At 68.8% G+C, this 25732-nt stretch carries 18 protein-coding genes; 12 read left to right on the top strand and 6 right to left on the bottom strand.

Features of this window, described 5'->3' with window-relative positions:
- Positions 1-146: 146 nt before the first annotated feature.
- Entirely contained in the window at positions 147-437 is a 291-nt protein-coding gene (locus CXY79_RS02820; RefSeq protein ID WP_104099644.1) for a hypothetical protein, read from the bottom strand.
- 190 nt (positions 438-627) lie between these two features.
- Here CXY79_RS02820 and CXY79_RS02815 point away from each other — a divergent pair, with 190 nt between their 5' ends.
- On the top strand, positions 628-1599 hold the full coding sequence (locus CXY79_RS02815) for a Pvc16 family protein (protein WP_104099643.1): 972 nt from the start codon (positions 628-630) through the stop codon (positions 1597-1599).
- 194 nt (positions 1600-1793) lie between these two features.
- Positions 1794-2084 carry a hypothetical protein gene (locus CXY79_RS02810; protein WP_104099642.1) on the top strand — a complete coding sequence of 97 codons (291 nt, stop codon included), beginning with the start codon at positions 1794-1796 and terminating at the stop codon, positions 2082-2084.
- Here CXY79_RS02810 and CXY79_RS02805 read toward each other — a convergent pair.
- Positions 2056-2919 (bottom strand): DUF429 domain-containing protein, encoded by an 864-nt coding sequence (locus CXY79_RS02805; RefSeq protein WP_104099669.1) that lies wholly within the window; start codon positions 2917-2919, stop codon positions 2056-2058. The two genes, CXY79_RS02810 and CXY79_RS02805, sit on opposite strands and share 29 nt — an antisense overlap.
- A 9-nt stretch (positions 2920-2928) precedes the next feature.
- Between CXY79_RS02805 and CXY79_RS02800 the strand changes: the two genes are divergently transcribed.
- Positions 2929-4500, top strand: coding sequence for a sugar porter family MFS transporter (locus tag CXY79_RS02800; RefSeq protein ID WP_255570370.1), 1572 nt, complete (start codon positions 2929-2931; stop codon positions 4498-4500).
- Here CXY79_RS02800 and CXY79_RS16840 read toward each other — a convergent pair.
- Positions 4493-5203 carry an RNase H family protein gene (locus tag CXY79_RS16840; protein ID WP_104099641.1) on the bottom strand — a complete coding sequence of 237 codons (711 nt, stop codon included), beginning with the start codon at positions 5201-5203 and terminating at the stop codon, positions 4493-4495. The two genes, CXY79_RS02800 and CXY79_RS16840, sit on opposite strands and share 8 nt — an antisense overlap.
- Before the next feature lie 254 nt (positions 5204-5457).
- Positions 5458-6639 (bottom strand): MarP family serine protease, encoded by a 1182-nt coding sequence (locus CXY79_RS02790; RefSeq protein WP_104099640.1) that lies wholly within the window; start codon positions 6637-6639, stop codon positions 5458-5460.
- Positions 6640-6801: 162 nt separating this feature from the next.
- Between CXY79_RS02790 and CXY79_RS02785 the strand changes: the two genes are divergently transcribed.
- Positions 6802-7998, top strand: coding sequence for a DUF4192 domain-containing protein (locus tag CXY79_RS02785; RefSeq protein ID WP_104099639.1), 1197 nt, complete (start codon positions 6802-6804; stop codon positions 7996-7998).
- Between the two features lie 67 nt (positions 7999-8065).
- On the opposite strand, the gene CXY79_RS02780 is transcribed toward CXY79_RS02785, so the two are convergent.
- Both CXY79_RS02780 and CXY79_RS02775 read right to left on the bottom strand, forming a co-directional pair.
- A complete protein-coding gene (locus tag CXY79_RS02780) occupies positions 8066-9571 on the bottom strand; it encodes an aspartate aminotransferase family protein (protein WP_104099638.1) in 1506 nt (501 codons plus the stop codon).
- Between the two features lie 5 nt (positions 9572-9576).
- Positions 9577-10056: an Lrp/AsnC family transcriptional regulator gene (locus CXY79_RS02775; RefSeq protein WP_104099637.1), complete on the bottom strand. Its 480-nt coding sequence runs from the start codon at positions 10054-10056 to the stop codon at positions 9577-9579.
- Between the two features lie 596 nt (positions 10057-10652).
- Between CXY79_RS02775 and CXY79_RS02765 the strand changes: the two genes are divergently transcribed.
- The 8 genes from CXY79_RS02765 (at position 10653) to CXY79_RS15870 (ending at position 25572) form a co-directional block, all read left to right on the top strand.
- On the top strand, positions 10653-11756 hold the full coding sequence (locus CXY79_RS02765) for an FHA domain-containing protein (RefSeq protein WP_146068075.1): 1104 nt from the start codon (positions 10653-10655) through the stop codon (positions 11754-11756).
- A gap of 28 nt (positions 11757-11784) precedes the next feature.
- Positions 11785-12591 (top strand): PP2C family serine/threonine-protein phosphatase, encoded by an 807-nt coding sequence (locus CXY79_RS02760; RefSeq protein ID WP_104099634.1) that lies wholly within the window; start codon positions 11785-11787, stop codon positions 12589-12591.
- A 118-nt stretch (positions 12592-12709) separates the two neighbouring features.
- Complete coding sequence (locus tag CXY79_RS02755; RefSeq protein ID WP_104099633.1) at positions 12710-14164, top strand: serine/threonine-protein kinase; 1455 nt, start codon at positions 12710-12712, stop codon at positions 14162-14164.
- Positions 14161-20106 (top strand): Ig-like domain-containing protein, encoded by a 5946-nt coding sequence (locus CXY79_RS02750; RefSeq protein ID WP_104099632.1) that lies wholly within the window; start codon positions 14161-14163, stop codon positions 20104-20106. The genes CXY79_RS02755 and CXY79_RS02750 overlap by 4 nt, the downstream gene beginning before the upstream one ends.
- A 21-nt stretch (positions 20107-20127) precedes the next feature.
- Positions 20128-21099, top strand: a complete 972-nt coding sequence (locus CXY79_RS02745) for a MoxR family ATPase (protein WP_104099631.1) — start codon at positions 20128-20130, stop codon at positions 21097-21099.
- The gene (locus CXY79_RS02740; protein WP_233191182.1) at positions 21096-22469 is read left to right on the top strand and encodes a DUF58 domain-containing protein; all 1374 of its coding nucleotides are present in this window, start codon (positions 21096-21098) and stop codon (positions 22467-22469) included. The genes CXY79_RS02745 and CXY79_RS02740 overlap by 4 nt, the downstream gene beginning before the upstream one ends.
- On the top strand, positions 22466-24880 hold the full coding sequence (locus CXY79_RS02735) for a transglutaminase-like domain-containing protein (protein WP_233191180.1): 2415 nt from the start codon (positions 22466-22468) through the stop codon (positions 24878-24880). Before CXY79_RS02740 ends, CXY79_RS02735 begins: the two co-directional genes overlap by 4 nt.
- Positions 24877-25572: an FHA domain-containing protein gene (locus CXY79_RS15870; protein ID WP_104099629.1), complete on the top strand. Its 696-nt coding sequence runs from the start codon at positions 24877-24879 to the stop codon at positions 25570-25572. Before CXY79_RS02735 ends, CXY79_RS15870 begins: the two co-directional genes overlap by 4 nt.
- The last annotated feature ends 160 nt before the right edge of the window (positions 25573-25732 follow it).

Raw genomic sequence — 25732 nt, 5'->3', positions numbered from 1 at the left:
CGNGCAGGCGGGAGGGAGACCTCGGGAGCGCGTCATCGGGACGCGGTCGTCGCATCGAGGTTTGCTGGGGCTTGATCCGCGTCGGGAAGGGGGGAGGAGTCCAGCGGCGGGTGGGGGTCTATCTGGGCGGGTTGCCGCGCACGCGGCTACCTGACCTCGGTCGGCCAATCGGTCACGCTGGCGAGGGCAGCCTGCAATGACAGTGCCGAAGCCCGAGCCTGCTCGGCCCCGTGGGGGTTGAAGACATCGATCGCGAGCGGCGGGCCCTCGCCGAACTTGGGGATCTCCACTTCGACGCGACCGCCGCCGACGAGGGGCACGAACGGATGCGCCGTCCCGGCATTTCGCACGGTCGACCCGGCCGCCTCCGCGATCAGCCGCAGTGCGTCGGGCTTGGTGACGTGGGTCTGGGCCACGATCGTTGCCGAGTAGTCCATGGAACTCCTTCACTGAGGCGGACATCGCGAGGAACACATCTATCGAAGCAGGCTACGGCATCCGCGGGATGGGCACCGGGCCGGTTCCGCCGTGGCGCAGCCGAACTCCTCGATCTGGTTGGTGAGCCGGAGTACCGTGGCACTGTCTGCTCACTTTCGCATCCAGAAGCTCTCAGAAGCCGGGGTCCCTATGTCGTCGCTCACCAACTACGGCCAGGCCATCGCCTCGACGACCGTCGCGCTCCAACGACTGCTGTCTTCTCCGCCGATCGGGCTGCAGGTCACGGCCTACGTGCTCGGCGCACCCCGCACCGGTGTCATCGGCCCCTCCATCAACCTGTTCCTCTACTACGACAGCCTGATCAGTTATCGGGAGGAGACCCAGAGGGGACCCAGCCGAGTGATTTCGGAGCTGCACTACCTGGTGAGTGCTTTTCCCGGCGACGACGTCGACACGGATGCCGGCAGCCACCGTGCCTTCGGTGCAGCGCGGGCCGCCATCGAACGCCATCCCGTGCTGAACGTCCCGATCGGCTCGGCAGACAACCTGCAGGTCTGGCTCTCACCCTCGCCGCTGACCAACGAGGTGCTGACCTCCCTCTGGCTGGCATCAAATGCACCGCTGCGACTGTCCTTCGGCGTGATGGCCTCGTTCACCCTGGACGCAGCTGAGCGCACGGCAGTGGTCGGAACCGTCCGTGATGTCGTGAAGCTGGCCGGGGCAGGTGCGCTCGCCGTGTTCACGGGAGCGGATGCCGTGACGAAGGCCGAGGCCGCGGCATCCGTCGCGAACGAACTGGGCAAGCCTCTCGTGACGGTGCCCCTGAACGAGGTCGTGGGAGCCAGTGCTGCCGCCACCGAGGACAACCTCGGCCGCATCTTCGAACAGGCCGAACACCGCGGCGCCGTGCTGATGATCGCCGAGTCCGACCCTCTGTTCGGGATGCGGCCGGAGGTGCTCGATGTCGACGACCCCTACTCCGGGTTGGAGATCGGATCCATCCTCGACCTGCTCGGCCAGTCACCGAGCGTCGTGATCATTGAGTTGACTCATCCGGCCGGGGACGAGCTGGCGGACCGGACCCGGGTCGAGGTGCGCTTTCCGGGGCCGGGGCCGGGGCAGGAGCCGGAGCCGGATTCCGCGTCGGCCACCGGGGACTGAGCACGTCCAGCCCGAGTTGCAGAGTTAGACCTCCCGACCGGGAGGTGAGTGTCAGGAACGCCTGCAGTGCTAGAAGAGGGCCGCGCCAGATCATGGTGGGCCTCGATTCCGTCGAATCGTCGGGTCGTCGGGACGTCGGGAAACACCTAAGACCGGTAGACACCTGTTCGTTCGCACCCGCCTACGCTGACAGGATGCCGTCTTTCCGTATCACCCTGATCATCGGTGCTCTCCATTCGGGCATCGCCCCGGACTCCGTCCTGCCGCATCTGACGGCCACCGCCGCGGAGCTGACGACCGTGGAGGCATCCGATCTTGCCGTGGTGGCCGGTTCTCCGCGCGCGATCGTGCGCTTCACGGCGGATGACGCCGCGATGGCCCTCCGGGTCGGCGACCGAGTGCTCGTCGCGGCCCGCACTCACGTGGAGCCGGTGTCGTGGCAGGTGACCGAGCGGGTCACGACGCGCTGGTACCCGGTGCGGTGACGAGCCGCGCCCCTTCGTCGCCGCGGCGCTGCTCAGGCCGGGCCGGCGCGATGATGGTCGGTCGGTGACCGAGCTCCGACACGTTGTCCCGGGCGCCGAGAACCTGGCAGCGCTCCGTGCCCCGGTGCCACCAGAGCGAGGCCGTCCAGGCGCAGAGCAGGGCGTCGATCAGGTCCTCCCGGTGTTTGTAGGCTCGGTCGACCAACGGTGAATGCTCCGTCACCAGGGCGTCCGAGACGGGATGGGAGCCCAGGTCGAGCGGCGGCGACGCTCGGGTGAGCCCCCAGATCCGCTGGATGAGGTCATCGCAGACCATGGCCCGCGCAGTCCGGCGTTCGTCCGGCGGAAGAGAGGTGCCCATGCGCTTGTAGCGGGGTCGCTTGTCGAGGTAGCCGAACTCCGCCGCACCCACGAGCGTCGTGTAGGGGTAGCACTCGAAGAAGCTGGGGGTGGCCTTATCCATCGGCGCGAGGCCGTCGGTGTAGGTCCAGCCGGAGGCTTCCAATCGGCGGCGGATCGTCACCCCGCCGGCCCAGGGGCGGCCGAGGTTCGAGGCGTTCGCGGAGACATGCCAGCGGCCGTAGCGACTGCCGGTTTCCCGCTCGCACAGGCGCATGCCGGTGGGGTTGTTCACCACCAGGGGCGCGTCAACCGCCAGCACGGCGCCGGGTTCCCACAGGGAGTCGATCCAGCGCATCACGGCATCCGTGCCGCGGGCCCAGCCGGCGTCGAGCACCCGGCCGCTCTCGTCGATGCAAGCCAGGCCGGATTCATTGGCCGGTTTCGACGTGCTGCCTTCGGCCCAGGCCAGGTCAACTCCGAGGAATCGCGTCATGAGTTATGGATAGCACAGGGAGATGGCGGGCGCAGGTTCCGCCGAGGTTCGGCGCCCCTTCGTTGGGGCGTAGTCTTTTCGGATTGTTCAACAAAAAGGACAGAGGCCCTGACGATGACCCAGACCGAGAAACCATCCACGAACGGAAAGGTCATTGCGCTGGCAGTGGCGGGAGCCTTCGGCGGGTTTCTTTTCGGGTTCGACGCGTCCGTGATCAACGGCGCGGTGAATGCCATTCAAGACGAGTACGCGCTCACGGCGACCCTCACCGGCTTCGCGGTCGCGAGCGCGCTACTGGGCGCCGCAGCCGGGGCCTACCTGGGCGGCCGGGTCGGCGATCGATACGGTCGAATTCCGGTGATGCTTCTGGGCTCGATCATGTTCTTCGTCAGTTCGGTCGGTTCCGCCTTCGCCTTCAGCATCTACGACCTCGTGCTCTGGCGCATCGTCGGCGGTCTCGGCATCGGGCTCGCATCCGTGGTGGCCCCGGCGTACATCGCCGAGATCTCACCGCGAGCGATTCGGGGACGCCTCGGATCGCTCCAGCAACTCGCCATCACGATCGGTATTTTCTCTGCTCTGCTATCCGACGCCCTGTTCGCCAACACCGCGGGAGGCGCGGGTGAGCCCTCCCTGTTCGGGATCGATGCCTGGCGCTGGATGTTCCTGGCCTGCGCGCTGCCCGCCGCCGTGTACTTCGTGATCGCGAAGATCCTCCCGGAGTCCCCACGGTTCCTGGTGCTGAAAGACCGTGAGACGGAGGCCCGCGCGGTCTTCCAGAAGGTGTGGCCCAACGGCGATGTGGACCGCGAGATCCGCGACATCCGTGCCTCGATCAAGGCCGACACGCTGGGTCAGCGTACCGGGTCACTGCGTGGCAAGGCCTTCGGCCTGCGCCCGATCGTCTGGATCGGCATCCTCTTGTCGATGTTCCAGCAGTTCGTCGGCATCAACGTGATCTTCTTCTACTCGACCACCCTGTGGAAGGCGGTCGGCTTCGAGGAGTCGAGCTCGCTCACCATCTCGGTGTTCACCGGCCTGACCAACATCGCGGTTACCTTCATCGCCATCGCCCTGATCGACCGGATCGGACGTCGGCCGATCCTGATGACCGGTTCCATCGGCATGACGCTGTCGCTGGCCACGATGGCGATCGCCTTCAGCCAGGCGGTCACTGTGGGCGGCGAGATCAGCCTGCCCGGTGCGTGGGGTGGGATCGCCCTGGTCGCGGCCAATGTGTTCGTGGTCTTCTTCGGTGCGTCCTGGGGCCCGGTGGTCTGGGTGCTGCTCGGCGAGATGTTCCCGAACACCATCCGGGTGAAGGCGCTCGGCATCGCCGCAGCGGCCCAGTGGATCGCGAACTTCCTGATCGCCGTCACGTTCCCGACACTGGCGGCAGTCTCGCTGCCGTTGACCTACGGCCTGTATGCGCTGTTCGCGGCGCTGTCATTCGTGTTCGTGCTGACCAAGATTCCGGAGACCAATGGCATGTCCCTCGACGAGGCGAACACCCTTCTGCCGCCGAAGAACGCGGCGAAGACCGCGTCGAAGAACGCGGTGAAGCAGACCGAGGTCAGATAAGCCCGTGAAGAAGTTCTCCGACGCTGACGCCGAGCCTGGCGGCACGTTCGGTCAGACGGGCGTGCTCGTCGGCGGAGAGTTCCAGAGACACGGTGTGGGAGGCATCCGGCTCGTCGAACGCGAACAGCTCCGGATGCGACGGGCCGGCCGGGAGCTTCGGGGTGGCGGCAGGTGAAGCGACGGCCCGTGCTTTCGTGGCCGAGGTCAGCGCGGGGCGCCGAACCGGTGCGACATCGCCCTCCCGCACCCAGCCGGGGCCGGCGTTGATCGGCGCGTTCCGCTGGTACGCCTCTGACACGGCTCGGGCCCGGCTGTCCGCGGCCTCGTTGAGCGGGTGGTTAGCGTGGCCCTTGACCCATTCGAACCGGTAGCGGCGTCCGGCCAGAGCTTCGTCGAGCTCCTGGAGCAGATCCAGGTTCATCACGGGCTTGCCATCCGCCTTGCGCCAGCCCTTGGCCTTCCAACCGCGCATCCACTTGGTGATGGAGTTGATCACATACTGGCTGTCGCACAGCACGAGAAGGTCGTCGTCGAGGTGCGCGGTGGCCCGGAACAGTTCGAGCACGGCCTTCAGTTCGCCCTGATTATTGGTGGCGTGCTTCCAGCCGCCGGCGGCCCAGCAGGAATCGTTGACGAACCAGGCCCATCCGGCGGGGCCGGGATTGCCCAGAGCCGAACCGTCGGCGGCGGCGATGATCGTCATACAGTGAGCCTTTCCTGTGGTCCCGCTGGTTCAGGACCTGTCTAGTCTGCCATCGCGGACCAGATGGGCGAGTCCTCATGGCCGCGGCCACTGAGAGTTCGCGGACGGGGGTTTCCGACTGGCTCTTCCGCCCACCCCGAACGAGTTGGTTCGGTACCGGGTGCGGCGTCCGGCCCTGGAGGACCAGGGTCCACCGGGCACAGTCAGTTTTGACCGCAGGCAGCGACACAGCCAGTCGACGAGGACTCACTCAGTTAGCCGCTGATGCAGGTGCCGGACGAGATCGGGGAGCCGAGCGTGGCGGCCTGCTCTACGACCGGGTCGACTTCCTCCATGGCGAGGGCGTAACCGAGGTTCTCGGTGGTGGTCGACTTCGCGAAGATGACGCCCGTTACGATACCGGCCTCGCTGAGCAGGGGGCCGCCCGATTCGCCATGGTCGACGTCGGCAGCCAGCGTGTAGATCTGCCGGGAGGACGGGTCCTGCCCGTAGATGTCGGCGACCAGGGCCGGGGCCACGGCGACGACCTCGGCCGGCGCCGATTCGAATGGCCCGCCGAAGGGATAGCCGCTGCTCACCGCAAGGCTGCCCGGCGGAAGATTGTCGCCAAGGGAGAGCGGGGGAGCATCGAGCCCCGACACTGCGATCACGGCGAGGTCCACGATCGGGTCGAAGTAGACGATCTGACCCGAACGGGACCTGCCGTCGGGCGTGACGACGACGGGCTCCTCCACCCCGGCGACGACGTGAGCGTTGGTGAGTACCCGTTCCGGAGCGACCACGAAACCGCTGCCGGACTGGTTCTGCCCGCACGCATAGGCGGTGCCGCTGATCTTCATCACCGACGCGCTCGCCGCGCGCAGGGCGTCGCTGTCGGTGCCCACGCTCGGCACGACCGGGGCCTCGCCGTTGAAGGCCTCCACGACACGCGGGATGCCCTCGGTCACCACGATGGAGCGCAGTTGGGCCAGGAAGCTCTTCACCTGGTCCGGGGTCAGGGAGTCGATCGAGCGGATCACGCTCGACGAGCTCACCGCCGACGACACCACGGGGACCCCGAGGGCACCGACGCTGAAGGCGATCATCGAGACCACGAGGGCCGACACCGCGACGGCTGCGCCGGCGCCGAGCATGCGGTCGACGACCCGGAGCTTGTTGCGAGTGCCCTGGGGAGTCAGGATCCTGCCGATGGAGCGTCCGAGCGAGAGGCCGCCGATCAGCAGAACAGCTGCGGCCGCGAGGGTCGCGGCCGTGCGCCACTCCGCGGCGGGAACCCAGGTGCCCACGAGCGGCACCAGAAAGTAGGCGGCGACGGCACCCGCCGCGAGTCCGGCGATTCCGGCGATGCTGCCGATGAGGCCGTTGCGGTATCCGGAAATCAGGTAGCCGAACAGAACGACCAGCAGCAACACATCCAGAAAAATTGAGAATGCCATCCGTGAACCTCGTCCTGTTGTCGGTGTCGTGCGCTTGCCCACCGGCCGCATCCGTCTGAACCAGAGTACGTGGCCAGTCCTCCCCAGAATGTGAATCCGCCGAGTCGTGCACCGACCCGGCCCGGATCGGGAGGTGGAGGCGGCTCCGGAGAGGGTGGACCCATGAACAGGACAATCGTCAAGACCAGGGAAGCACATGACTTCCTCGCGCTCGTGCCGCAGCTCGCCGGGTTCTTGCCCGAGAAGAGCCTGGTGCTCGTCGCCTTCCGTGGCAACCGTACCTGCGGGGCGATGCGGTTCAACCTGCCCGACCCTGCGGCACCGGAGAAGGTGCTCAAGCGCATCGCCACCACGCTCGTGGGAACGCTCTGCAAGATCCCGGACGTCGACGCGCTGGTGCCCGTCGTCTACAGCGACGAGAACATCGTGGCTGTGGCCGGCCTGCCGCAGGAACGCTTCGTCGAGGTGCTGTGCGCTCGCGCCCGGCTCTCCGGTTTCCTGCTTCGCGACGCCCTGTGCGTGGCCGCCGACGGGTGGGGCTCGTACTTCGACCCGGACTGCCCGGCCGGCGGGTATCCGCTCCGCGCGATCGCCGCCTCCGAGGTGCACCGGGCCATCCCCGACGAGGTTCGCCGCGACCTCGCGACGCTGCAGAGTCGCGCGGACTTGCCGGTGGTCGACCCGTCGATGAGAGAGCGGCTCGGCCGCCGGCTGGCGTGCTATCAACGCCTCGGTGGCCAGGCCGGCACAATGCCCGAACTGCTTGAGCTGGCCGGTGACATCCTTGACCCGGTGGTGGCCGCGGAGGCGGCGCTCGGTTTTGACCCGCAGAACCTGGGGCTTGACGACGCGGCCGCGTTGCTGTTCCTGATGCAGGGGCCGGCCTGCCGGGACCAGATGATGCTGCAATTCGCCTTCGGAGAGACGGTCGGCCGCAACACGCACTGCCTCAACCTGCGGTATGCCATCCTGCAGCGAGCCACGGGGCGGAGCCTGGACGACATCATCGCTGAGGAGCAGTCCGACGGACTCGACAGCCCGCACTCCCGGGTCACGAGCGACCTTATGCTCGGGCTCGGCCGGGAGCGCCCCGACCCCGAACGCATCGAGCCGGCGATCCGACTGCTGAAGGTGCTGGTCGCTCTGGCGCCGCGCACGGCCAGACCGGCGCCGCTGTGCATGCTGGCCTGGCTGTCGTGGGCGATGGGGCGCGGGTCGGTCGCCGGAATCTTCGTCGACCAGGCACTCGCCATTGACCGGCAGTACGGCATGGCTGAGTTGCTCCACACCGTTTTCGGTTCGGGGCACCTACCAGACTGGGCGTTTGCGGTCCCCCCGGACGAACCCGAAAACGCCTGAGCGGAATGCCGCTATCGAACTTTTGGCGGCAGGTAACCGGCTTCAGGCATCCGGTTGGCCGTAGCGGCTACAGGTACTTGGGCGCCTCCGACAGCACGCCGTACAGGATGTCGCCGATCTCGCTGAATTCGGCCGGGCCGATGGTCAGCGGGGGAGCGAGCTGCACGACGGGGTCTCCGCGGTCGTCGGCACGGCAGTACAGCCCGGCCTCGAACAACGCCTTGGAGAGGTAGCCGCGCAGCAGGCGCTCAGACTCGGCGTCGTTGAAGGTCTCCTTGGTGACCTTGTCCTTCACCAGCTCGATTCCGAAGAAGTAGCCCTCGCCGCGCACGTCGCCCACGATCGGCAGGGCGAGCAGCTTCTCGAGCTCGGCCCGGAAAAGTGGCGAGTTCTCACGCACGTTCTCGTTGAGCTTTTCCTCCTCGAAGATGTCGAGGTTGGCCATGGCTACGGCCGCGGAAACCGGGTGGCCACCGAAAGTGTAACCGTGATAAAAGGTCGTGTCACCGTGCTTGAAGGGCTCGTAGATGCGGTCGCTGATAATGGTGGCGCCGATCGGGGAGTAGCCGCTGGTCATGCCCTTCGCGCAGGTGATCATGTCCGGCTCGATCCCGAAGGTCGTGGATGCGAACATGTTGCCGATGCGTCCGAAAGCGGTGATGACCTCGTCGGCCACCAGCAGCACGTCGTACTGGTCGCAGATCTCGCGCACCCGCTTGAAGTAGCCGGGGGGCGGCGGGAAGCAGCCACCAGAGTTCTGCACGGGTTCCAGGAACACCGCGGCCACGGTCTCCGGGCCCTCGAACTGAATCATCTCTTCGATGCGGTTGGCGGCCCACAGGCCAAACTTCTCCACGTCGTCACCGAGCCCGGAACCCAGCTCGTCGGCGCGGTAGAAGTTGGTGTTCGGGACGCGGAATCCGCCGGGGGTGACCGGTTCGAACATTTCCTTCATGGCCGGGATGCCCGTAATGGCCAAGGCGCCCTGCGGGGTGCCGTGGTAGGCCACGTTGCGGGAGATGACCTTGTGCTTGGTGGGGCGACCCTGCAGCTTCCAGTAGTACTTGGCCAGCTTGAAGGCGGTCTCCACGGCCTCGCCGCCTCCGGTCGAGTAGAAGACCCGGTTGAGGTCGCCGGGCGCGTTTGCGGCCAGACGATCGGCTAGTTCGATGGCGCTCGGGTGGGCGTAGGACCAGATTGGGAAGAACGCGAGTTCCTCGGCCTGCTTCGCCGCCACCTGGGCGAGCCGCTTGCGGCCGTGGCCGGCATTGACGGTGAACAGCCCGCTCAGGCCGTCGATGTACTTCTTGCCGTTCGAGTCCCAGATGTGGTGGCCGACACCCTTGGTGATGATCGGCACGCCGTGGCCGCTTTCGAGCACGGACTGGCGCGAGAAGTGCATCCAGAGGTGGTCTTTCGCCTTCTGCTGCAGGGTGGCGTTCTCTGCATCCGTGTAGACGCGGGGTGTGGCCGACACCTCGGCTGTGGTGTCGCCGGTGCTGTCGGTGGCAACTTCGGCGGCGACTGCGGCGACGGGCGCGGCGGAGTCGGTGGTGGCTAATGTGATTGTCATTTTTTTTACCGTGTTCCCCAGTTGTAGAACTGCTTGTGGAGTTTGAGATAAACGAAGGTCTCGGTGGAGCTGACGCCCTCGAGACCACGGATCTGTGAATTGAGGAGGTCGATCAGCTCGTCGTCGTCCTCGCAGACAACTTCGACCAGCAGGTCGAAGGATCCGGCCGTCAGGACGACGTAGTCGACGGCCGGAATGGCGGACAGCCGGTCCGCGAGCAGTCGAGTGTCCCCGGTCGCGCGGATGCCGATCATGGCCTGGCGGTAGAAGCCCAGCTGCATCGGGTCGGTGACGGCGACGACCTGCATGACGCCGGCATCCGTCAATTTCTGCACGCGCTGCCGCACTGCGGCCTCGCTTAGGCCCACCGCCTTGCCGATTTCGGCATACGAGCGTCGGCCGTCGTTCTGGAGCTGCTCGATGATCTTCTTCGAGACCTCATCCAGTGCTGCCGGCCTGCCCGCATTGCGCCCGTTTACGCTCATCCAGCGAGTATGCCAGCGGGAGTGACCTCAGGCAAGCGATTCCGCAGCAATTCACGTCAAACACAACGGAATCCTTGGGAGTTTGCCTGGTTCAGGCTCGGTTCCCGCCGCTGGGATAGTCGCTAATGGAGAGGTTCCGCCGGCTCATCGAACCACTCGGGAGTCCCGTGAGCGCTCGCGACCTTCGCAATTTCGTCATCGGCGGCCACCGTGGATAACCAATTCAACGGAGATTTTGGTTATAACCAGCTGCTTCGGCGGGTTCAGGGCCGATCCAGCCAGAATCTCCGTCGAATTCGTTCGGGACGGAGTTGATCCTCGGCTCGGTTCGGATCGACGTGGTGGCCGGAACGGACGTTCATCCCGCGCCGCGGCCCACTGCTCGATTGTGTCGGCGGCGGGAGCAATGGCCTCGTCGCGGAGATGCCGCACGGCGGACTCACGCACTCCGGCTACGGTAAAGACCTGTCGATGTACGAGCTCGAGGACTACGCGCAAATCACGCACGCCATGTCATACATCGGCCACCGACCTGATCGGCCACTGAATCGGCGTCCGAATATTGATCGTCAACGTAACGGAAAGGCACCATACCCGTGGGGCGCGTCGGATACGAAACCGGTCGCGGCACCGAAGCCGCCTGGACCTTCGTCGTGGGGCGCGGCTTCATCGCCGCCCTGCCCGCCGGCACCCCGTCGGGCATCACCCTGACCCTGGCCGCGCTGGTGACGGCACCCCACGTCGAAGCCGAAGAGCTCGTCGCTCTGTTGCCACTCGGTGGCGAGCACGCCGTCGAGCATTTTGCGGTGATCATTCAGCGCGCTTCCACGGACGGAGACGGCATCCCCGTCTCCGTGGTCCTTCGCGGCGAAGTCGCGGTCGACGTGTACTCGGTCGGTGGGTCGCGCCGGTTCTCGGACGTCAGCATTCGCCCCTGGCTGCTGGCCGACTTCCAGGCCGTGACCGGTCTCACGGTGGGTTCCACCGGGCGACCCGTGGCCTCCTCGCGCGCCCTCGACTCCGGCCGACCATTCGGGCTCGGATCCGTGTTCGCGAACACCCTGTTCTGGTCGCTGGCAGAGCACAGCCAATCCGAGGCAGCGCAGGCCGACGCTGCGCAGGCCGACGCTGCGCAGGCCGACGCTGCGCGGGCCGACGCTGCGCTGACTGACGACTCACCTGCCGACGATGCCACGATCGTGCGCTCCGGCGCCGCGGGCCGCGCGGCGGACGCCGACACCGTTCTCGCCCGCCCGGCCGGGGCCGACACCCTGATCTCCGACGTCCGGGCGCCCGGGCAGCCCGGGCCTGCGGCCGGCGCACGGGCCCGGGCCGCCGAGGCTCGCTTTGCGTTCCGGCTGCCGAACGGGGAGGAGATCCCGCTGGACCTTCCCTGCCGGCTCGGTCGCCGACCGCGAGCGCCGCGCATCAGTGCCACCGCGCCGGTGCGGCTGATCGAGGTTGCCTCGCCCACCTCCGCCGTCTCCGGAACCCACGTGGAAATACGACAGGAGGGCGGCTCTGTCGTTGTCACCGACCTCGGTTCCACGAACGGCACCGTGGTGGCTCCGCCACGCGGGCGCAGGCAACGGCTCCATTCCGGCCAATCGCTCGCAGTGCTGCCCGGTACGACGGTGCACTTAGGGGACGGTAATATCATCGAGATCCTCCCCGCAGCCGGCAACACGCCCGGTCAGTAATCGCACGGCAATTTCGGAAGGCACAACCGTGACCCAGATTGGTCAAGGCTCAACCGGTTCCATCGTCGTACTTCCATCGGTGCAGAAAACCGTGACGCTGGCCTGGGCGGCGATCACCGACACCGGGCACCGCCGCCAGATCAACGAAGACAGCCTCGTCGCCGAAATTCCCGTCTTCGCGGTCGCCGACGGCATGGGCGGTCACTCCGCCGGCGACGTCGCCAGCGCCGCCGTCGTGACCCGGCTGGCCGAGCTCGCCGGAACGGACCACGTCGAAGCGGAGGCGATCAACGACGCGCTCAGCCGTTCCGTCGTCGACATGGCCTCGGGCGAGGGTGTGACCGACCTTGGCACCGGAACGACCGTGACGGGCGCCGCGCTGGCCGTCGTCTCCGGCGAGCCGCAGTGGATCGTGTTCAACATCGGCGACTCCCGGGTGTACCAGCTCACCTCCGGCGTGCTGGAGCAGGTCACCACCGACCACTCCGTGGTCCAGGAACTCGTGGACGCGGGCCGGATCACCAGGGACGAAGCGGATGTGCACCCGCACGGCAACATCGTCACCCGCGCCGTGGGCTTCCACGAACCGCCCGTGCCCGACTATCGCATCCGCCCCCTGCAGGCCGGGATGCGGCTCCTGATCTGCTCCGACGGCCTGACCAAGGAGCTGACGGCGTACGGCATCCGTCATTTCTTGATCTCCAACCCGCGGGCGGATGACGCGGCCAGGGCTCTCTTGGAAGCCGCGCTCGACAACGGTGGCCGCGACAACGTCACGGTGATCGTGCTCGACGTGATCACCGTCGGCGATGTCGTACCCCCAGAGTTGGGGTAGCTTTCTACCGCCCGTCCGGCAGCGAGACACCTAAAATTAGGGAGCGCCTGTCGAGTCACCCGGTCGATATGCGCCTACTCACGCACGACCCGCACTGATGATGACACCGGGAGGCGACATGGTACGGCGCTTACCCTCCACGCCGCCGAACCTGCCGGGATTCTCCTATCTCCGTCCGCTCGGATCCGGCGGTTTCGCCGACGTGTTCCTCTACGAGCAGAACATGCCCAGGCGCCAGGTCGCGGTCAAGGTACTCCTGTCCGAGATCGTCAACGATCACGTGCGCCAGCTATTCCAGGCCGAGGCCAACCTGATGGCCCAGCTGAGCTCGCATCCGTCGATTCTCACGGTTTTCCAGGCGAGTGTCTCCGCGGACGGACGACCGTATCTCGTCATGGAGTACTGCTCCTCGACCCTCAGCCAGCGCTACCGCTTTGAACCGCTCTCGGTGCCGGATACCCTGCGGATCGGTGTGAAGATAGCGAGCGCTGTCGAGACCGCGCACCGGTCCGGGGTGCTCCACCGGGACCTGAAGCCGTCCAACATCCTGGTCACCGCGTATGGGCACCCGGTGCTGTCGGACTTCGGGATCGCTGCCACCCTCGGCGAGGCCGAGAGGAGCGACGCCATCGGGCTCTCCATTCCGTGGTCGGCCCCTGAGGTGCTGCTCGGCGAGATCTCCGGGTCGGTCGCCTCGGAGGTGTGGTCGCTCGGCGCCACCCTCTACTCGCTCCTGGCCGGTATGTCCCCGTTCGAAGTGGCCGGTACCGAGAACGGTTCGGCCCAGATGATGGCCCGCATCAACAAGGCCCGCGTGCCGCCGCTCGACCGCGCCGACGTGCCGGCCCGGCTCGGCGCCATCCTGAATCGCTCGATGTCGCGGCGGCCGGAACTGCGGCAGCCGAGCGTGCTGGAACTCATCCGAGAGCTTCAATCGGTGGAGGCCGAACTCGGTCTCGCGCAGACGCCCCTCGAGGTGGAGCAGGACGGCTGGGCCGTCGCTGCCCCCGCCGACCAGGAGGACCGGACCCGGATCACGGGCATCAACTCAGTCGACGCCTACGCCGGCCGCCGCCGCCGGAAGGCGTCGCCAACCGGCCTCGGCGCGCGCTCGGCGACCTCGGCACTGCTGAGTACAGGGCAGCTGACCACCGGCCCGCAGGGGGACACTGTGACCACCCGGCCCAAGAAGCGGAGGCGCACGCTTACGGTATGGGGACTCGTGTCTGCGGCGGTGATCATCGTGGGACTCGCGACCACGGCGGCGACCGTGCTGGTGACCCAGGCCGGCACCGACATCCCTCTGGTCAGTGATGTGGATGGCGCGCTCCGCTCTGGAACCATCGTGTTCAGCTGGGCCGACCCCGGGGTCCGGGACGGCGACACCTTCGTGGTGACCCTGCGCAGCGGTCAGAGCAGCATCCAGCGGGGAACGGAATTCCGGGTCGACCCGCAGGGACAATCTCGGGTCTGTGTGACCGTCACGGTCAACCGGGACGGCAAGCTCGGCGCTCCGAGCGGGGAAAAATGCGTCGACACCGGCCTTCCGGGCGCGTCCGGCGGCGCCGGGTGATCCGTCGCTGGCTCGCCCGCCACCGCTCGCTCTTCGCCACCGCGCTCAGCGGCACCGTGGTCGTGGCCGTCATTGCCACCGTGGCCATCGCCTCCGGTGGATACACCGCGCAGCGCCTCGACCTCGGAGACGCGGCCGTCTGGGTGAGTAACGAGGCGCGCCAGGTCGTCGGGCGAGCGAATACGGCCGTCTTCGAACTGAACACGGTGGTCAGCGCCGGAAGCACCAGCCTCGACGTGGTGCAACGGGGCGCCACCGTGCTGGTGCTGGACCGTGGCAACAGCGCCCTCGACATCCTCGACCCCGCGACCGCGGAGGTGGCCGACAGCGTGGCCCTGCCGCCGGACGCTGCTTCGGTCTTCTTGGCCGGCGACCGGGCGGTGGTCACCGCGAACGGCGACGTCTGGAGCGTGGCCGCGAGCCAGCTGTCCGAGTTCGACAGCACCACCGAGCCGACGCTGGCCTTCGGTGCCGGCTCCGTGGTCAGCCTCGACGAGGCCGGCGTGCTGTTCGCCTTCACGCCGGCGACGGGGGAACTCTCCCAGGTCGACCTGCTCACCGCGGACACCATTACCAGTACGGTCACGCTCACGGCCGGCGAAAAGGATGACCGCTACCAGCTGACCAGCGTCGACGGCCGGTGGGCGCTGCTCAACGCCTCGAGCCGGCGACTGTTCCAGGCGGAGGGGGTTGAAGACCTGTCCGGGAGCATCCGTTCCGGGGATGAGCCCGTCCTGTCGGAGCCGAGCGTGACGGGCGACCGCGTTCTCATCGCCCACCGTGAGGGGCTCATTGCGGTGCCCCGTGCCGGCGGACGCCTGACTCCGCTCGTCACCGGCCGGAGCGGGGACGCCGCCGCGCCCGTACAGGACGCCTACTGCGCCCATGCCGCCTGGTCGGACGGCACCGTCTGGCGCGACTGCGCGGCGGCCGGCGCGGAGGGCGGCACCGGAAGCGACGGCGCCACCGCCACCCTGTCCGGCGTCGCCGGGGACGCCCGGCTGGCCTTCCGCCGGAACGGAACCGGACTCGTGCTGAACGACGCCCGCAACGGCACGACCTGGGCAGTGCAGCAGGGCAACGAACTGATCGACAACTGGGCCGAACTGATCGACACCGACCCCGATCAGCAGCAGGTCGAGCAGGCGGCTGACGACACCCCGCCGGAGTTCGAGAAGTCCCAGGTGCCACCCGTCGCTGTCGATGACGCTTTCGGCGGCCGGCCGGGACGCACCGTCACCCTGCCCGTACTGCTCAACGACTTCGACCCCAACGGCGACGTGCTGGTGATCTCGGCGCTCACCCCCGTGCCCGAGTCGGCCGGGCGGCTCGAGCTCGTGGCGGACACTCAGCAGGTGCAGCTGACCCTCACGCCGGAGGCATCCGGATCACTGAGCTTCGACTACATCATCGACGACGGGCGCGGCGGGAGCGCCTCGGCGACGGTCACGGTCGCGGTGCGCTCCCCCGAGGAGAACGCCGCACCCGTGCAGGCCCGCACGACGAACACCACGGTGCGCGCCAATGGACGGGTGACCACGGCGGTGCTGGGCGACTGGGTCGACCCGGACGGCGACCCGTTCTATCTGGCGGCGGCGACCGCGCCCGCACCGGACCAGGTCAGCTTCACGCCGGCCGGGTCCGTCGTCTACACGGATGCCGGCGCGGGCGGGGGCGCGAAAACGGTGGGCCTCACCGTCTCCGACGGCCGTGCCGGCGGGGCCGGCGCGCTCTCGGTGATGGTGCGGCCGAGCGGCTCGGTGCCCATCGTCGCCGAGGCGTTCGTGGTGCTTGCGACCGCCGGCAGCGAGGCGACCGTGTCGCCGCTGGAGCATGTGCGCGGTGGATCGGCGCCGCTGCGCCTGAGCAGCGTGCCGGCCAAACCCGAGGTGAACATCACTGCGGACTTCGACGCCGGCACCTTCCGGTTGCAGAGCAGCGTGGTGGGGGTGCACGAGATCGAGTACGCGGTGACGGATGGCGAACTCACCGCCACCGGGCGCATCCGCGTTAACGTGACGGCCGCGCCCGACGCCAGCAGCGCCCCCGTCACCGTGCCGCACACCGCATTCATCCGCGGCCAGCAGGCCACCCTCGTGGACGTGCTCGCCACGGACTCCGATCCGGCCGGTGGGGTACTCCTGGTGACGGGCATCACGGATGTCCCCGCCGACAGCGGGCTTCGAATCGAGATCCTCGACCAGCGCATCCTGCGCGTGACCCTGACCAAACCCCTCGAGGGCGGTACGGCCGTGTTCGGCTACCGGGTCAGCAACGGCCTCGCCGACGCCGCGGGCACGGTGACCGTGATCGAGATCCCGCCGCCGGCCCAAAAGCAGGCCCCGATCGCCGTGCCGGACTCGATCTCCGTGCGCGTCGGCGACGCCATCGACATCCCCGTGCTCGCGAATGACGAGCATCCCGAGGGCGACACCCTCACCCTGGCGCCGGAGCTCGCGACCGAACTGCCCGCTGGCGGCGGTCTGCTCTTCGTCTCGGGCCGGGTGCTGCGGTTCCTGGCGCCGGACACGGCCGGCAACGTCACCGCCGTCTACCGAGTGAACGCCCCAGACGGCCAGTTCGCGAACGCCGAGGTCAGCATCGCGGTGCGGGAAGCCGATCCCACCTCGAACAGCGCCCCCGTGCCGAAAACCGTGACGGCCCGTGTGCTCGCCGGGGACACGGTGAGCATCCCGATCCCGCTGTCCGGCATCGACACCGACGGCGACTCCGTGCAACTGGTCGGCCAGGAGACCAGTCCGGAGAAGGGGTCGGTCACGGTCACAGGCGTGGACTCGCTCGACTACACGGCCGGGGAGTACTCGGCCGGCACGGACACGTTCAGTTACTCGGTGGTCGACGCGCTCGGGGCCCGGGCCGTCGGCACCGTGCGGGTGGGGATCAGCCCGCGCCTCGACGGCGCCCGCAACCCGGTCGCCACTCCGGATGAAGTCGTGGTGCGCCCCGGCAGCACGATTGCCGTGCGGGTGCTCGAAAACGACTCCGACCCCGACGGCGGCACCCTGAGCATCACCGGCGTGGAGGCGAGCGGCCAGGCGAGCGGCCAGGCGAGCGGCGAGGCCGACTCGGGCACCGCCGTCGTCGACGGCGACACCGTGGCCGTGACCTCACCCGTGACACCGGGCCGCTACGGCTTCATCTATGAAATCCAGAACGTGCGGGGCGGAACGAGTTCCACCTTCCTCACGGTCGTGGTCCGCGAGGACGCCCCGCGCTCGCGTCCGGATGCACGCGACACTCACGTGCCGCTGTCCGACGTGCTCGAGGCCCGGACCGTCGACGTCGACGTGCTGGCCAACGTCTTCTTCGCGGAAGGGCCGGCCACCGCATTGGCTCTGACGGTGCCCGAGCGTTTCTCGGGAATCGCCGAGGTGACGCCGGCCCGGCGCATCCGGGTCACGGTGGGCTCGACCAGCCAGATCATCCCGTTCGCGGTGACGCACCCGGAGGACGCGAGCATCGTGTCCTACGCGTTCATCTGGGTTCCCGGGACCGACGACGCCCTACCCCAGGTGCGCCGCGGTGCCCCGCCGCTGACCGTGCAGAGCGAGGCGCTGCTCTCCATCGACATCAACGACTATGTCGTCGCGGTCGGCGGAAAAAAGGTGCGCCTCACCGACCGCAGCCTCGTGCGGGCGACGCATTCGGACGGGGCCGACCTGGCCCGGAACGACACCAGCCTCGCGTTCGCGAGCACCGACAAATACTTCGGGCCGGCGTCCATTTCGTTTGAGGTCACCGACGGTTCGGGGCCTGAAGACCCGGATGGGCGCACGGCGACCATCGTGCTGCCCATCGAGGTCACGCCCCGCGAGAATCAGCCGCCCGGTTTCAATGGAGCGGTGCTCGAGTTCGAGCCCGACCAGGAGAAGGTCATCGACCTGACCCGACTCACCAGTTACCCGTATCCGAACGACCAACCTGAGCTGGCGTACACCGTGCTCGACCCGCTTCCGACCGGTTTCAGCTACGCGCTCGACGGGCAGACGCTCACCCTGCGCGCCACGGAATCTACCCCGAAGGGCGCGCGGAGCACGATCACGATCGGCGTGCGCGACGGCGTTCAGGAGGGCCGAGCCGGCCGGGTCGACCTGCGCGTGGTCGCGTCAATGCGACCCGTCGCCATCCCCGTGACGGATGCCGCGGTCGCTCCCCGCGGTCGCACGACCGTCGTCGACGTGCTCGCGAACGACGGCGCCACCAATCCTTTCCCGTCCGTGCCGCTGCGCGTGCTCGCGGTGCGCGGCCTGGACGGCGGCGCCGTTCCGGCCGGGGTGAGCATCACGCCCAGCACGGACCGAAGCCGGCTGTCGGTCCGGGTGGCCTCGGACGCCGCGCCGACCGACCTGACCCTGCAGTACCAGGTGGCCGACGCGACGAACGACCCTGCCCGCTACGCCTGGGGCACCGTGCGCATCTCGGTGCAGGACAAACCTGACCCGGTGTCCAGCCTGCGCGTCACCGGCTTCTTCGATCGGGGCCTGTCCTTCTCGTTCAACGCCGGGGCCTTCAACAACTCGGCGATCACCGGGTATCAGATTTCCCTCCTCGACGCCGCGTCGGGGGCCGTGCTGTCCAACTCGCTCTGCTCAGCGACCTCCTGCCAGGTCGCGACGCCCGGCAACGGCCAGGGCAATGCTCTGCGAGTGTCGGTCGCCGCGCAGAACGGGATCGGGCTGTCCGAGGCGACCGTGCTGTCCGATCGGGTCTGGTCCGACTCGGTGCCGACCGCGCCGACCGGCCTGGTTGCGGAGCCGCTCGACGGCGGGCTGCGCCTGCGCTGGAACACCGTTGCCCCGGTGGGCGGCGGGACGGCGATTCGCGGCTATGTGGTGACCCGGAACGGCGCCGTCCAGGAGGAGGTCAGCGCTTCCGGATCGAGTTGCGCGGCGGGAACCTGCTCCGTCGACGTGATGGGCCTCGTCAACGGCGTGAACACTCCCTTTACGGTCAGCGCCCGCAACGACGCCTACCCGGCCCTGGCCGGTTGGAACAGCGCGGTGGGGAGTGCGACGCCGTTCGGCCCGGCCCGCGCCGGCGCGATCACGGCCAGCGCGGCCGACGCCGCCGGAGCGGTGACCGTGACGTGGGACGGGTTCGACGGCCGCGGCGCCCTCATCGGCGGCTACTTCGTGCAGCGGCTGCGCGAAGATCAGGTTCCGACGGGTGCGCAGGCGTGCACGGTGTCCGCGTCGGGGGAGCTTCAGCCACCGACAGAGGGCGGCATCGTCGCCCAGCAGAAGGCGCTCGGCGGTGACGCGACCAGCACCGTGTTCGACAGCCTCCTCGCGGACAACGGCCGCTACTACTTCGCCGTCTGGGGGTACAACAAGGGCGGCTGCGCCCCGACGGCGGTGGCGAGTGTTCTCGTGCGCCCGGCGCCCGGACCTGTCACCGATGTGCAGAGCACCATGGCGGCGCGGGGCGATGCTTGGGATCTGCGCGTCGACGGGATCAACCCGAGTGCGGGCATCCGGGACTACCGGCTGCGCGCGGTCGACGGCTCCGGCGGGGTCGTTCCGAGATCCGAGGTCGTCTTCGGCGGGGCCGGCTGGCCGCGCGAACTTCTGAGTCTCCCGTTCGGTGAGATCGTGCGTTATCAGGTTTCGGCCTGTACCGACTGGGGGTCGTGCGGGCCGTGGTCGGGCACGCTGAGCGCGCCCGAGGCCTCCGTCAGCTTCACCGTGACCGGGCTTGCCTACGACCCGGCCACCGGAGTCATCAGCTGGACCAATGGGCCTCAGAACAACGGCCTTCCCGCCGCCTACGGCTGCTCGGTGCCCGGCGACGCCACGGTGACCCCGCGGGATGCCGACTCCCCGAACACCTGCAGGTTCGGCACCGGCGCGCCGCCCCCGCCGGCCGGTGCCGTGCTTCTGGCGGTGACCGTGAATAATCAGACCTATACCTATGCGCCGTGAACCAACGAAAGTGATCACCCCATGACGATGACCGCGGAGCAGGCGGCCCAGTTCGCCGACGTTTTCGACCGACTGGTGACCGGGGTCGAGCAGGTGCTGCTGGGCAAGCACCACGTCATCCGGATGTCGTTCACCGCGCTTCTCAGCGGCGGACACCTGCTGCTCGAGGATGTGCCCGGCACCGGCAAGACCTCGCTCGCGCGCGCCATCGCACAGAGCGTGCGCGGTACCAGCAACCGGGTGCAGTTCACCCCCGACCTGCTGCCGGGCGACATCACCGGGGTGAGCATCTACGACCAGCGCAGCGGGGCGTTCGAATTCCACCGCGGGCCGGTCTTCGCCAACATCGTTCTGGCCGACGAGATCAACCGGGCCAGCCCGAAGACCCAGGCCGCGCTGCTCGAGGTGATGGAGGAGGGTCAGATCACCGCCGACGGCGTCACCCACCCGGTGGCGGCCCCGTTTATGGTGATCGCCACCCAGAACCCGATCGAGCAGGCCGGCACATACCGGCTACCCGAGGCGCAGTTGGACCGATTCATCATGAAGGCCTCCATCGGCTACCCGGACCACGCCTCGACCATTCGCATCCTCGAAGGTGCCGGGCAGCGCGCGCACGAGGTGACCGTGCCTCCGGTGGTGTCCGCGGCGACCGTCGTCGAACTCGCCGCCCTGGCCCGCACCGTCTACGTCGACGCCACCATCAACGATTACGTGGCGCGACTGATCGACGGCACCCGCACGAGCTCCGAGGTACGTCTGGGCGTCAGCGTGCGCGGGGCGCTCGCGCTGATCCGCACCGCGAAGACCCTCGCCGCCGCGAACGGCCGCCATTACGTGGTGCCCGATGACATCAAGGAGCTGGCTCACGCCGTGCTCGGGCACCGGCTCGTGCTCGACCCCGAAGCCGAATTCGACGGCGTCACCGCCTCCAGTGTGATCGCCCGGGTGCTGATCGAGACTCCGCCGCCCAGCGACAGGCAGGCTGCGTGACGCAGATCGTGCCGGGTCCGGGCGCAGGCACAGCTACCGCGCCTGCGCTGCTCGCGCCCGCGCCGCCCGCTACTCTGCCGGTCGCAGTCTCCGGTGACGGCCGGCTGGCCGACTTCGTCGCGGCGGGAGTCCGGTTCGGGTGGGAATGCGGTGCTCGTGTCGCTGGCGCCCTGCGTGCGGTCTTGTCCGTGGTCACCCCGCTCGGCTGGGCCGTCCTGGCGGTCGTGGGGGTCTCGTTCCTGTTCGGCTATGCGCTGGGCTGGACCGAGCTGATCGTGATCGGCTGGGCCGGGCTCGTGCTCCTGGTGGCGGCATCCTGTTTCCTGATCGGTCGGAACGCGTTCGAGATCAACCTGCACCTGCCCGTGGATCGGGTGGTCGTGGGGGAGCGGGTGCCCGGCCAGGTGAGCGTGCGGAACCCGACCCGCCGGAGACTGCCGGGCGTGGGCGTCGAGGTGCGGGTCGGCTCCGGGCTGGCCGAATTCTCGATGCCGAGCCTCGCCCGCGGTGAGGACTTTTCGGACGTCTTCATCGTGCCGACCCGCAGACGCGGCGTGATGCCGATCGGTCCGGTGCGGACGGCGCGCGCCGACCCGATCGGGCTACTGCGCCGGGAGATCGTCTGGGCCGAACAGGTCTCGCTGTTCGTGCACCCGCGCACGGTCTCGATCCCGAGCATGAGCACGGGCTTCATCCGCGACCTTGAGGGCAATCCCACCCGTGACCTGACCAACAGCGACGTCTCGTTCCACGCGCTGCGCGAATACGTGCCCGGGGATGAGCGGCGCACCATCCACTGGAAGAGCACCGCGAAGACCGGCCGCTACATGGTGCGCCAGTTCGAGGAATCCCGCCGCAGCCACCTCATGGTCGCTCTCAGCCTGGCGCAGTCCGATTATGCCGGCGAGGACGAATTCGAGATGGCCGTCAGCGTCGCCGGCAGCCTGGGGGTGCGGGCCATCCGCGACGCGCGCACGGTCTCCGTTGTCGCCAGTGCGGTGCCGCCGGACTCCAGCCGACGACGGATGCCGGGACTCCGTCCGCTGAGCACCCTCACCCGCACCCGGCTGCTCGACGATCTCAGCGGCGTGGAACGCTCCTTGGCCGCCCTGCCGGTCAGCGAGCTGGCCAGGGCCGCAGCGGACACCGTGGCCGGCATCTCGGTGGCCTTCCTGGTGTGCGGGTCGGCCACCACCCTCACGCAGGTGCGCACGGCCGCCAGCCGTTTTCCGGCCGGCGTCGACGTGGTCGCCGTGATCTGCGCCCCGGAGACCGTCCCCAGCCTCCGCCGCGTGGCCGAGTTGAGCGTGCTCACCATCGGCTACCTCGACGACCTGCAGCACAGTCTCGCCCGAACGAAGGCGGCATGAGCGCGCGGTGGGTGAGGAGGGGCGGCGCGCGCCGAGGCGGGATGGCGGTCCGCGGCATCCGTCTGGACTGGCGCTTCATCGTCGGCAACACCGTCGGGCTGCTCCTGGCGACCCTGATCGCGAGCGCCTCGCTCTGGCCGGTCTATCAGAGCCGCGAGTTCATCGTGCTGGTCGGCGTCACCTTCGGGCTGGGTACCGTCGTCGCCATACTGGGGGCGCTGTTCCGCTGGGGCACCTGGCTGGTGGCGCTTTCCACCGTGGGGGTCTACCTACTCGCCGGGGTGCCACTGGCCGTTCCTGGTCGGGCGGTGCGCGGCATCCTGCCCACCCCGGACGGCCTGCTCGACCTGCTCGCCGCGACCGCGCTGAGCTGGAAACAGCTCGTCACCATCGTGCTTCCGGTCGGTTCCTATCAGGCGCTGCTCGTGCCCGCCTTCATTCTGGTGCTGCTCAGCACCGTGATCGGGCTGTCGGTCGCCCTCCGCGCCCCGGTCGGCGAGCTCGGCACACTGGCCCCCGCCATCCTGTTCGTCAGCGGCATCGTGCTGGGCCCGACGGTCGCGACCATGCCGATCGGAACCGGTCTCGGCCTCTTTGTCGTGCTCTTGTTCTGGCTGCTCTGGTTTCGCTGGATGCGCCGCCGTTCCGGCGTGCGGCTCGCCCTGCAGCAATCCCGCCGCAGCACGGCGTCGTCGTCCGACCGGCGGCTCGCGGCGGCCCGCGGGCTGGTCAGCGCAGCCGTGATCGTGGCGGTGGCGATCGCCGCGGGAACCGGGGCCGCGGTCGTGCTGCCGGCCGACGTGCCGCGCGACGTGCTGCGCGCTCGGGTGCAGCAGCCGTTCGACCCTCGGGCCTACCCGAGCCCGCTGAGCGAATTCCGCGGTTACCTGCAGGCCGGGCGGGCGGATGCGGTGCTCCTGGAGGTGACCGGCCTCCCGAGCGGCGGCCGCCTCCGCTTGGCCACCCTGGACAGCTACGACGGGATCGTCTACTCGGTCGGCAGCGACCAGGTCAGCAGCGCGTCCGGCTCCTTCACCCGGCTGCCGGACCGTCTCGACCAGTCCCTGGTCGACGGCGACCCGGCCACCCTCACGGTGACCGTCGAGGGCTACACCGGCGTCTGGGTGCCCGGCGCCGGACAGCTCGAACGCATCACGTTCAACGGCCCCACCCGGATCCTGCGCTCCGACTCCTTCTATTACAACGACAACAGCGGCACGGCCGCGGTGCTCACCGGGCTGGTCCGGGGCGATGGTTACCAGAGCGTGGGCGTCATCCCGCGGTCACCGGACAGCCTGGCCGACCTGCGACCCGGCAGCGCCGTGCTGCCTGTGCCCGCTGTTCTGCCGGACGAGGTCGAACAGACGCTCGCCCGCTACGTGCAAGCCGGCGACCCGCCCGGTGTGCAGCTGCAGGCCATGCTCGACGGCCTGAAAACGGATGGTTACATCAGCCACGGCATCCTTCCGGACGAACCGGCGAGCCGGTCCGGGCACGGCGCCGACCGCATCAGCGAGCTGTTCACCGACCAGCCCATGCTCGGCGACGCCGAGCAGTACGCCGTGGCCGCGGCCCTGATGGCGCGCCGGCTCGGCTTCCCGGCCCGGGTCGTCATCGGCTTCGTGCCGCAGGCGGCCGCCGGCGCCGAGGCCGCCTCCGGGGCCGAGGCGGTCCCCGTCGTCGGTTCCGACATCTCGGCGTGGATTGAGGTTTCCTCTACCGAGGGCTGGGCCACGATCGATCCGAACCCGGCCGTGCGGGACATCCCGGCTCGGGCCCCCGATGACCCGTCGGTTGTTTCCCGGCCGCAGTCGGTTGTGCCCCCGGCCCTCCCCGACCCGGTGGAACTGCGCGAGCCAGCCCCGCCGGAAAGCACCAGCGACGACCCGCCGGAACCGCTCAACCCGCTGCTGGTCTTCCTGCTCGCCGCGGCGACCATCGCCGCCTGGACGCTCCTCGGTCTCGGCGTACTGATCTCGCCCCTCCTGCTGATCGCCCTGGCCAAAGCGCGCAGGCGGCAACTGCGCCGCACCCGGTCCACACCGCTCGACCGGATTCGGGGCGGCTGGCGAGAATTCGCCGACGCCGCCGTGGACCATGGCATCGATGTTCCGGTGGGGGCCACCCGCACGGAAGTGGCCGCGCTGGTGCCGGGAGCGGAACCTCTGACACTGGCCGTCGCCGTTGACCGTGCCGTGTTCTCCCCGGAACGGCCGGGCAATGCCGCCGCCGAGGACGTGTGGACCGCGGTCACCGACCTGCGTCGCTCGCTCAACGCGGGGAGCAGGCGCACCGACCGGCTTCGGGCCCTCGTGTCGTTGCGTTCGCTGGGTCGGTACGCTGGAGGGGCATCCGTTCGCCGATCTGCCCCGAGCGGGAGCGGCCCTGCACCGGGAGGAGCCCGCCCATGAACTGTCTGATCTGCGGTGCGCAGCTTCCCGTCGGCGCCATGTTCTGCGGCGAATGCGGCAGCTCGAGCACGGCCACCCCGCTAACCCGGAAGCGACCGGACCCGCGGCCCAGCGACACAACGGTCATCCTGCCGCTCCGTCGGCGCTCCGTGATCTCGGTGCCGGTTGTGTCGGTGCCGGTCGTGGTGCCGGTTGTGTNGGTGCCGGTTGTGTCGGTGCCGGTCGTGGTGCCGGTTGTGTCGGTGCCGGTCGTGGTGCCGGTTGTGTCGGTGCCGGTCGTGGTGCCGGTTGTGTCGGCTCCGGTCGATGCTCCCGGCCCAGTGCCGCTCCAGGCTCCGGAACCCGCCCCGGCCCCCGCCCCTACCGCGTCCCTGTTCGTGCTCCAGTTCAGCACGGGGGAGACGATCTCGGCCCTCGGCACCGGCCTGATCGGTCGCCGGCCGCTGCCCCAGCCGACCGAACGCGTCGACATCCTGGTGCAGATCAACGACCTCGGCCGTTCGGTGTCGAAGAGCCACCTCGAGTTCGGCCAGTACGATGGCGAGTTCTGGGTCAGTGACCGGTACTCGGGCAATGGCACCATCATCCGTCGCCCGGATGCGGTGGCGGTGCGCTGCGAACCCGGCCGGCGCTATCTGGTGCCGCGTGGTTCCCGGGTCGAGATCGCGGACCAGTTCTTCATCCTCAATTAGTCCCTCACCAACTGACCCCTCCCCGGCCAGATGAGTGTGCCCAATGACCGTGGGCGCTGAAGGTCCGCGGATTGGAGTGTTCCGAGGCGATTATGCTCGGTGCCGGTGCCGCGCCGCTGCCGCCGCCGCCGAGCCGACGCCGAGCCGACGCCGAGCCGAC

The organism is Cryobacterium sp. M96 (assembly GCF_002929845.1).
Lineage (GTDB): Bacteria > Actinomycetota > Actinomycetes > Actinomycetales > Microbacteriaceae > Cryobacterium > Cryobacterium sandaracinum.
This window is presented reverse-complemented; position numbering and strand designations above follow the sequence as displayed.

Excerpts from the sequence above, each read along its gene's own strand:
- CXY79_RS02755 (WP_104099633.1), top strand. The coding sequence starts at position 12,710 with ATGGTACGGCGCTTACCCTCCACGCCGCCGAACCTGCCGGGATTCTCC.
- CXY79_RS02785 (WP_104099639.1), top strand. The coding sequence starts at position 6,802 with ATGAACAGGACAATCGTCAAGACCAGGGAAGCACATGACTTCCTCGCG.
- CXY79_RS02815 (WP_104099643.1), top strand. The coding sequence starts at position 628 with ATGTCGTCGCTCACCAACTACGGCCAGGCCATCGCCTCGACGACCGTC.
- CXY79_RS02745 (WP_104099631.1), top strand. The coding sequence starts at position 20,128 with ATGACGATGACCGCGGAGCAGGCGGCCCAGTTCGCCGACGTTTTCGAC.
- CXY79_RS16840 (WP_104099641.1), bottom strand. The coding sequence starts at position 5,203 with ATGACGATCATCGCCGCCGCCGACGGTTCGGCTCTGGGCAATCCCGGC.
- CXY79_RS02780 (WP_104099638.1), bottom strand. The coding sequence starts at position 9,571 with ATGACAATCACATTAGCCACCACCGACTCCGCCGCGCCCGTCGCCGCA.
- CXY79_RS02790 (WP_104099640.1), bottom strand. The coding sequence starts at position 6,639 with ATGGCATTCTCAATTTTTCTGGATGTGTTGCTGCTGGTCGTTCTGTTC.
- CXY79_RS02735 (WP_233191180.1), top strand. The coding sequence starts at position 22,466 with ATGAGCGCGCGGTGGGTGAGGAGGGGCGGCGCGCGCCGAGGCGGGATG.
- CXY79_RS02810 (WP_104099642.1), top strand. The coding sequence starts at position 1,794 with ATGCCGTCTTTCCGTATCACCCTGATCATCGGTGCTCTCCATTCGGGC.
- CXY79_RS02775 (WP_104099637.1), bottom strand. The coding sequence starts at position 10,056 with ATGAGCGTAAACGGGCGCAATGCGGGCAGGCCGGCAGCACTGGATGAG.
- CXY79_RS02820 (WP_104099644.1), bottom strand. The coding sequence starts at position 437 with ATGGACTACTCGGCAACGATCGTGGCCCAGACCCACGTCACCAAGCCC.
- CXY79_RS02805 (WP_104099669.1), bottom strand. The coding sequence starts at position 2,919 with ATGACGCGATTCCTCGGAGTTGACCTGGCCTGGGCCGAAGGCAGCACG.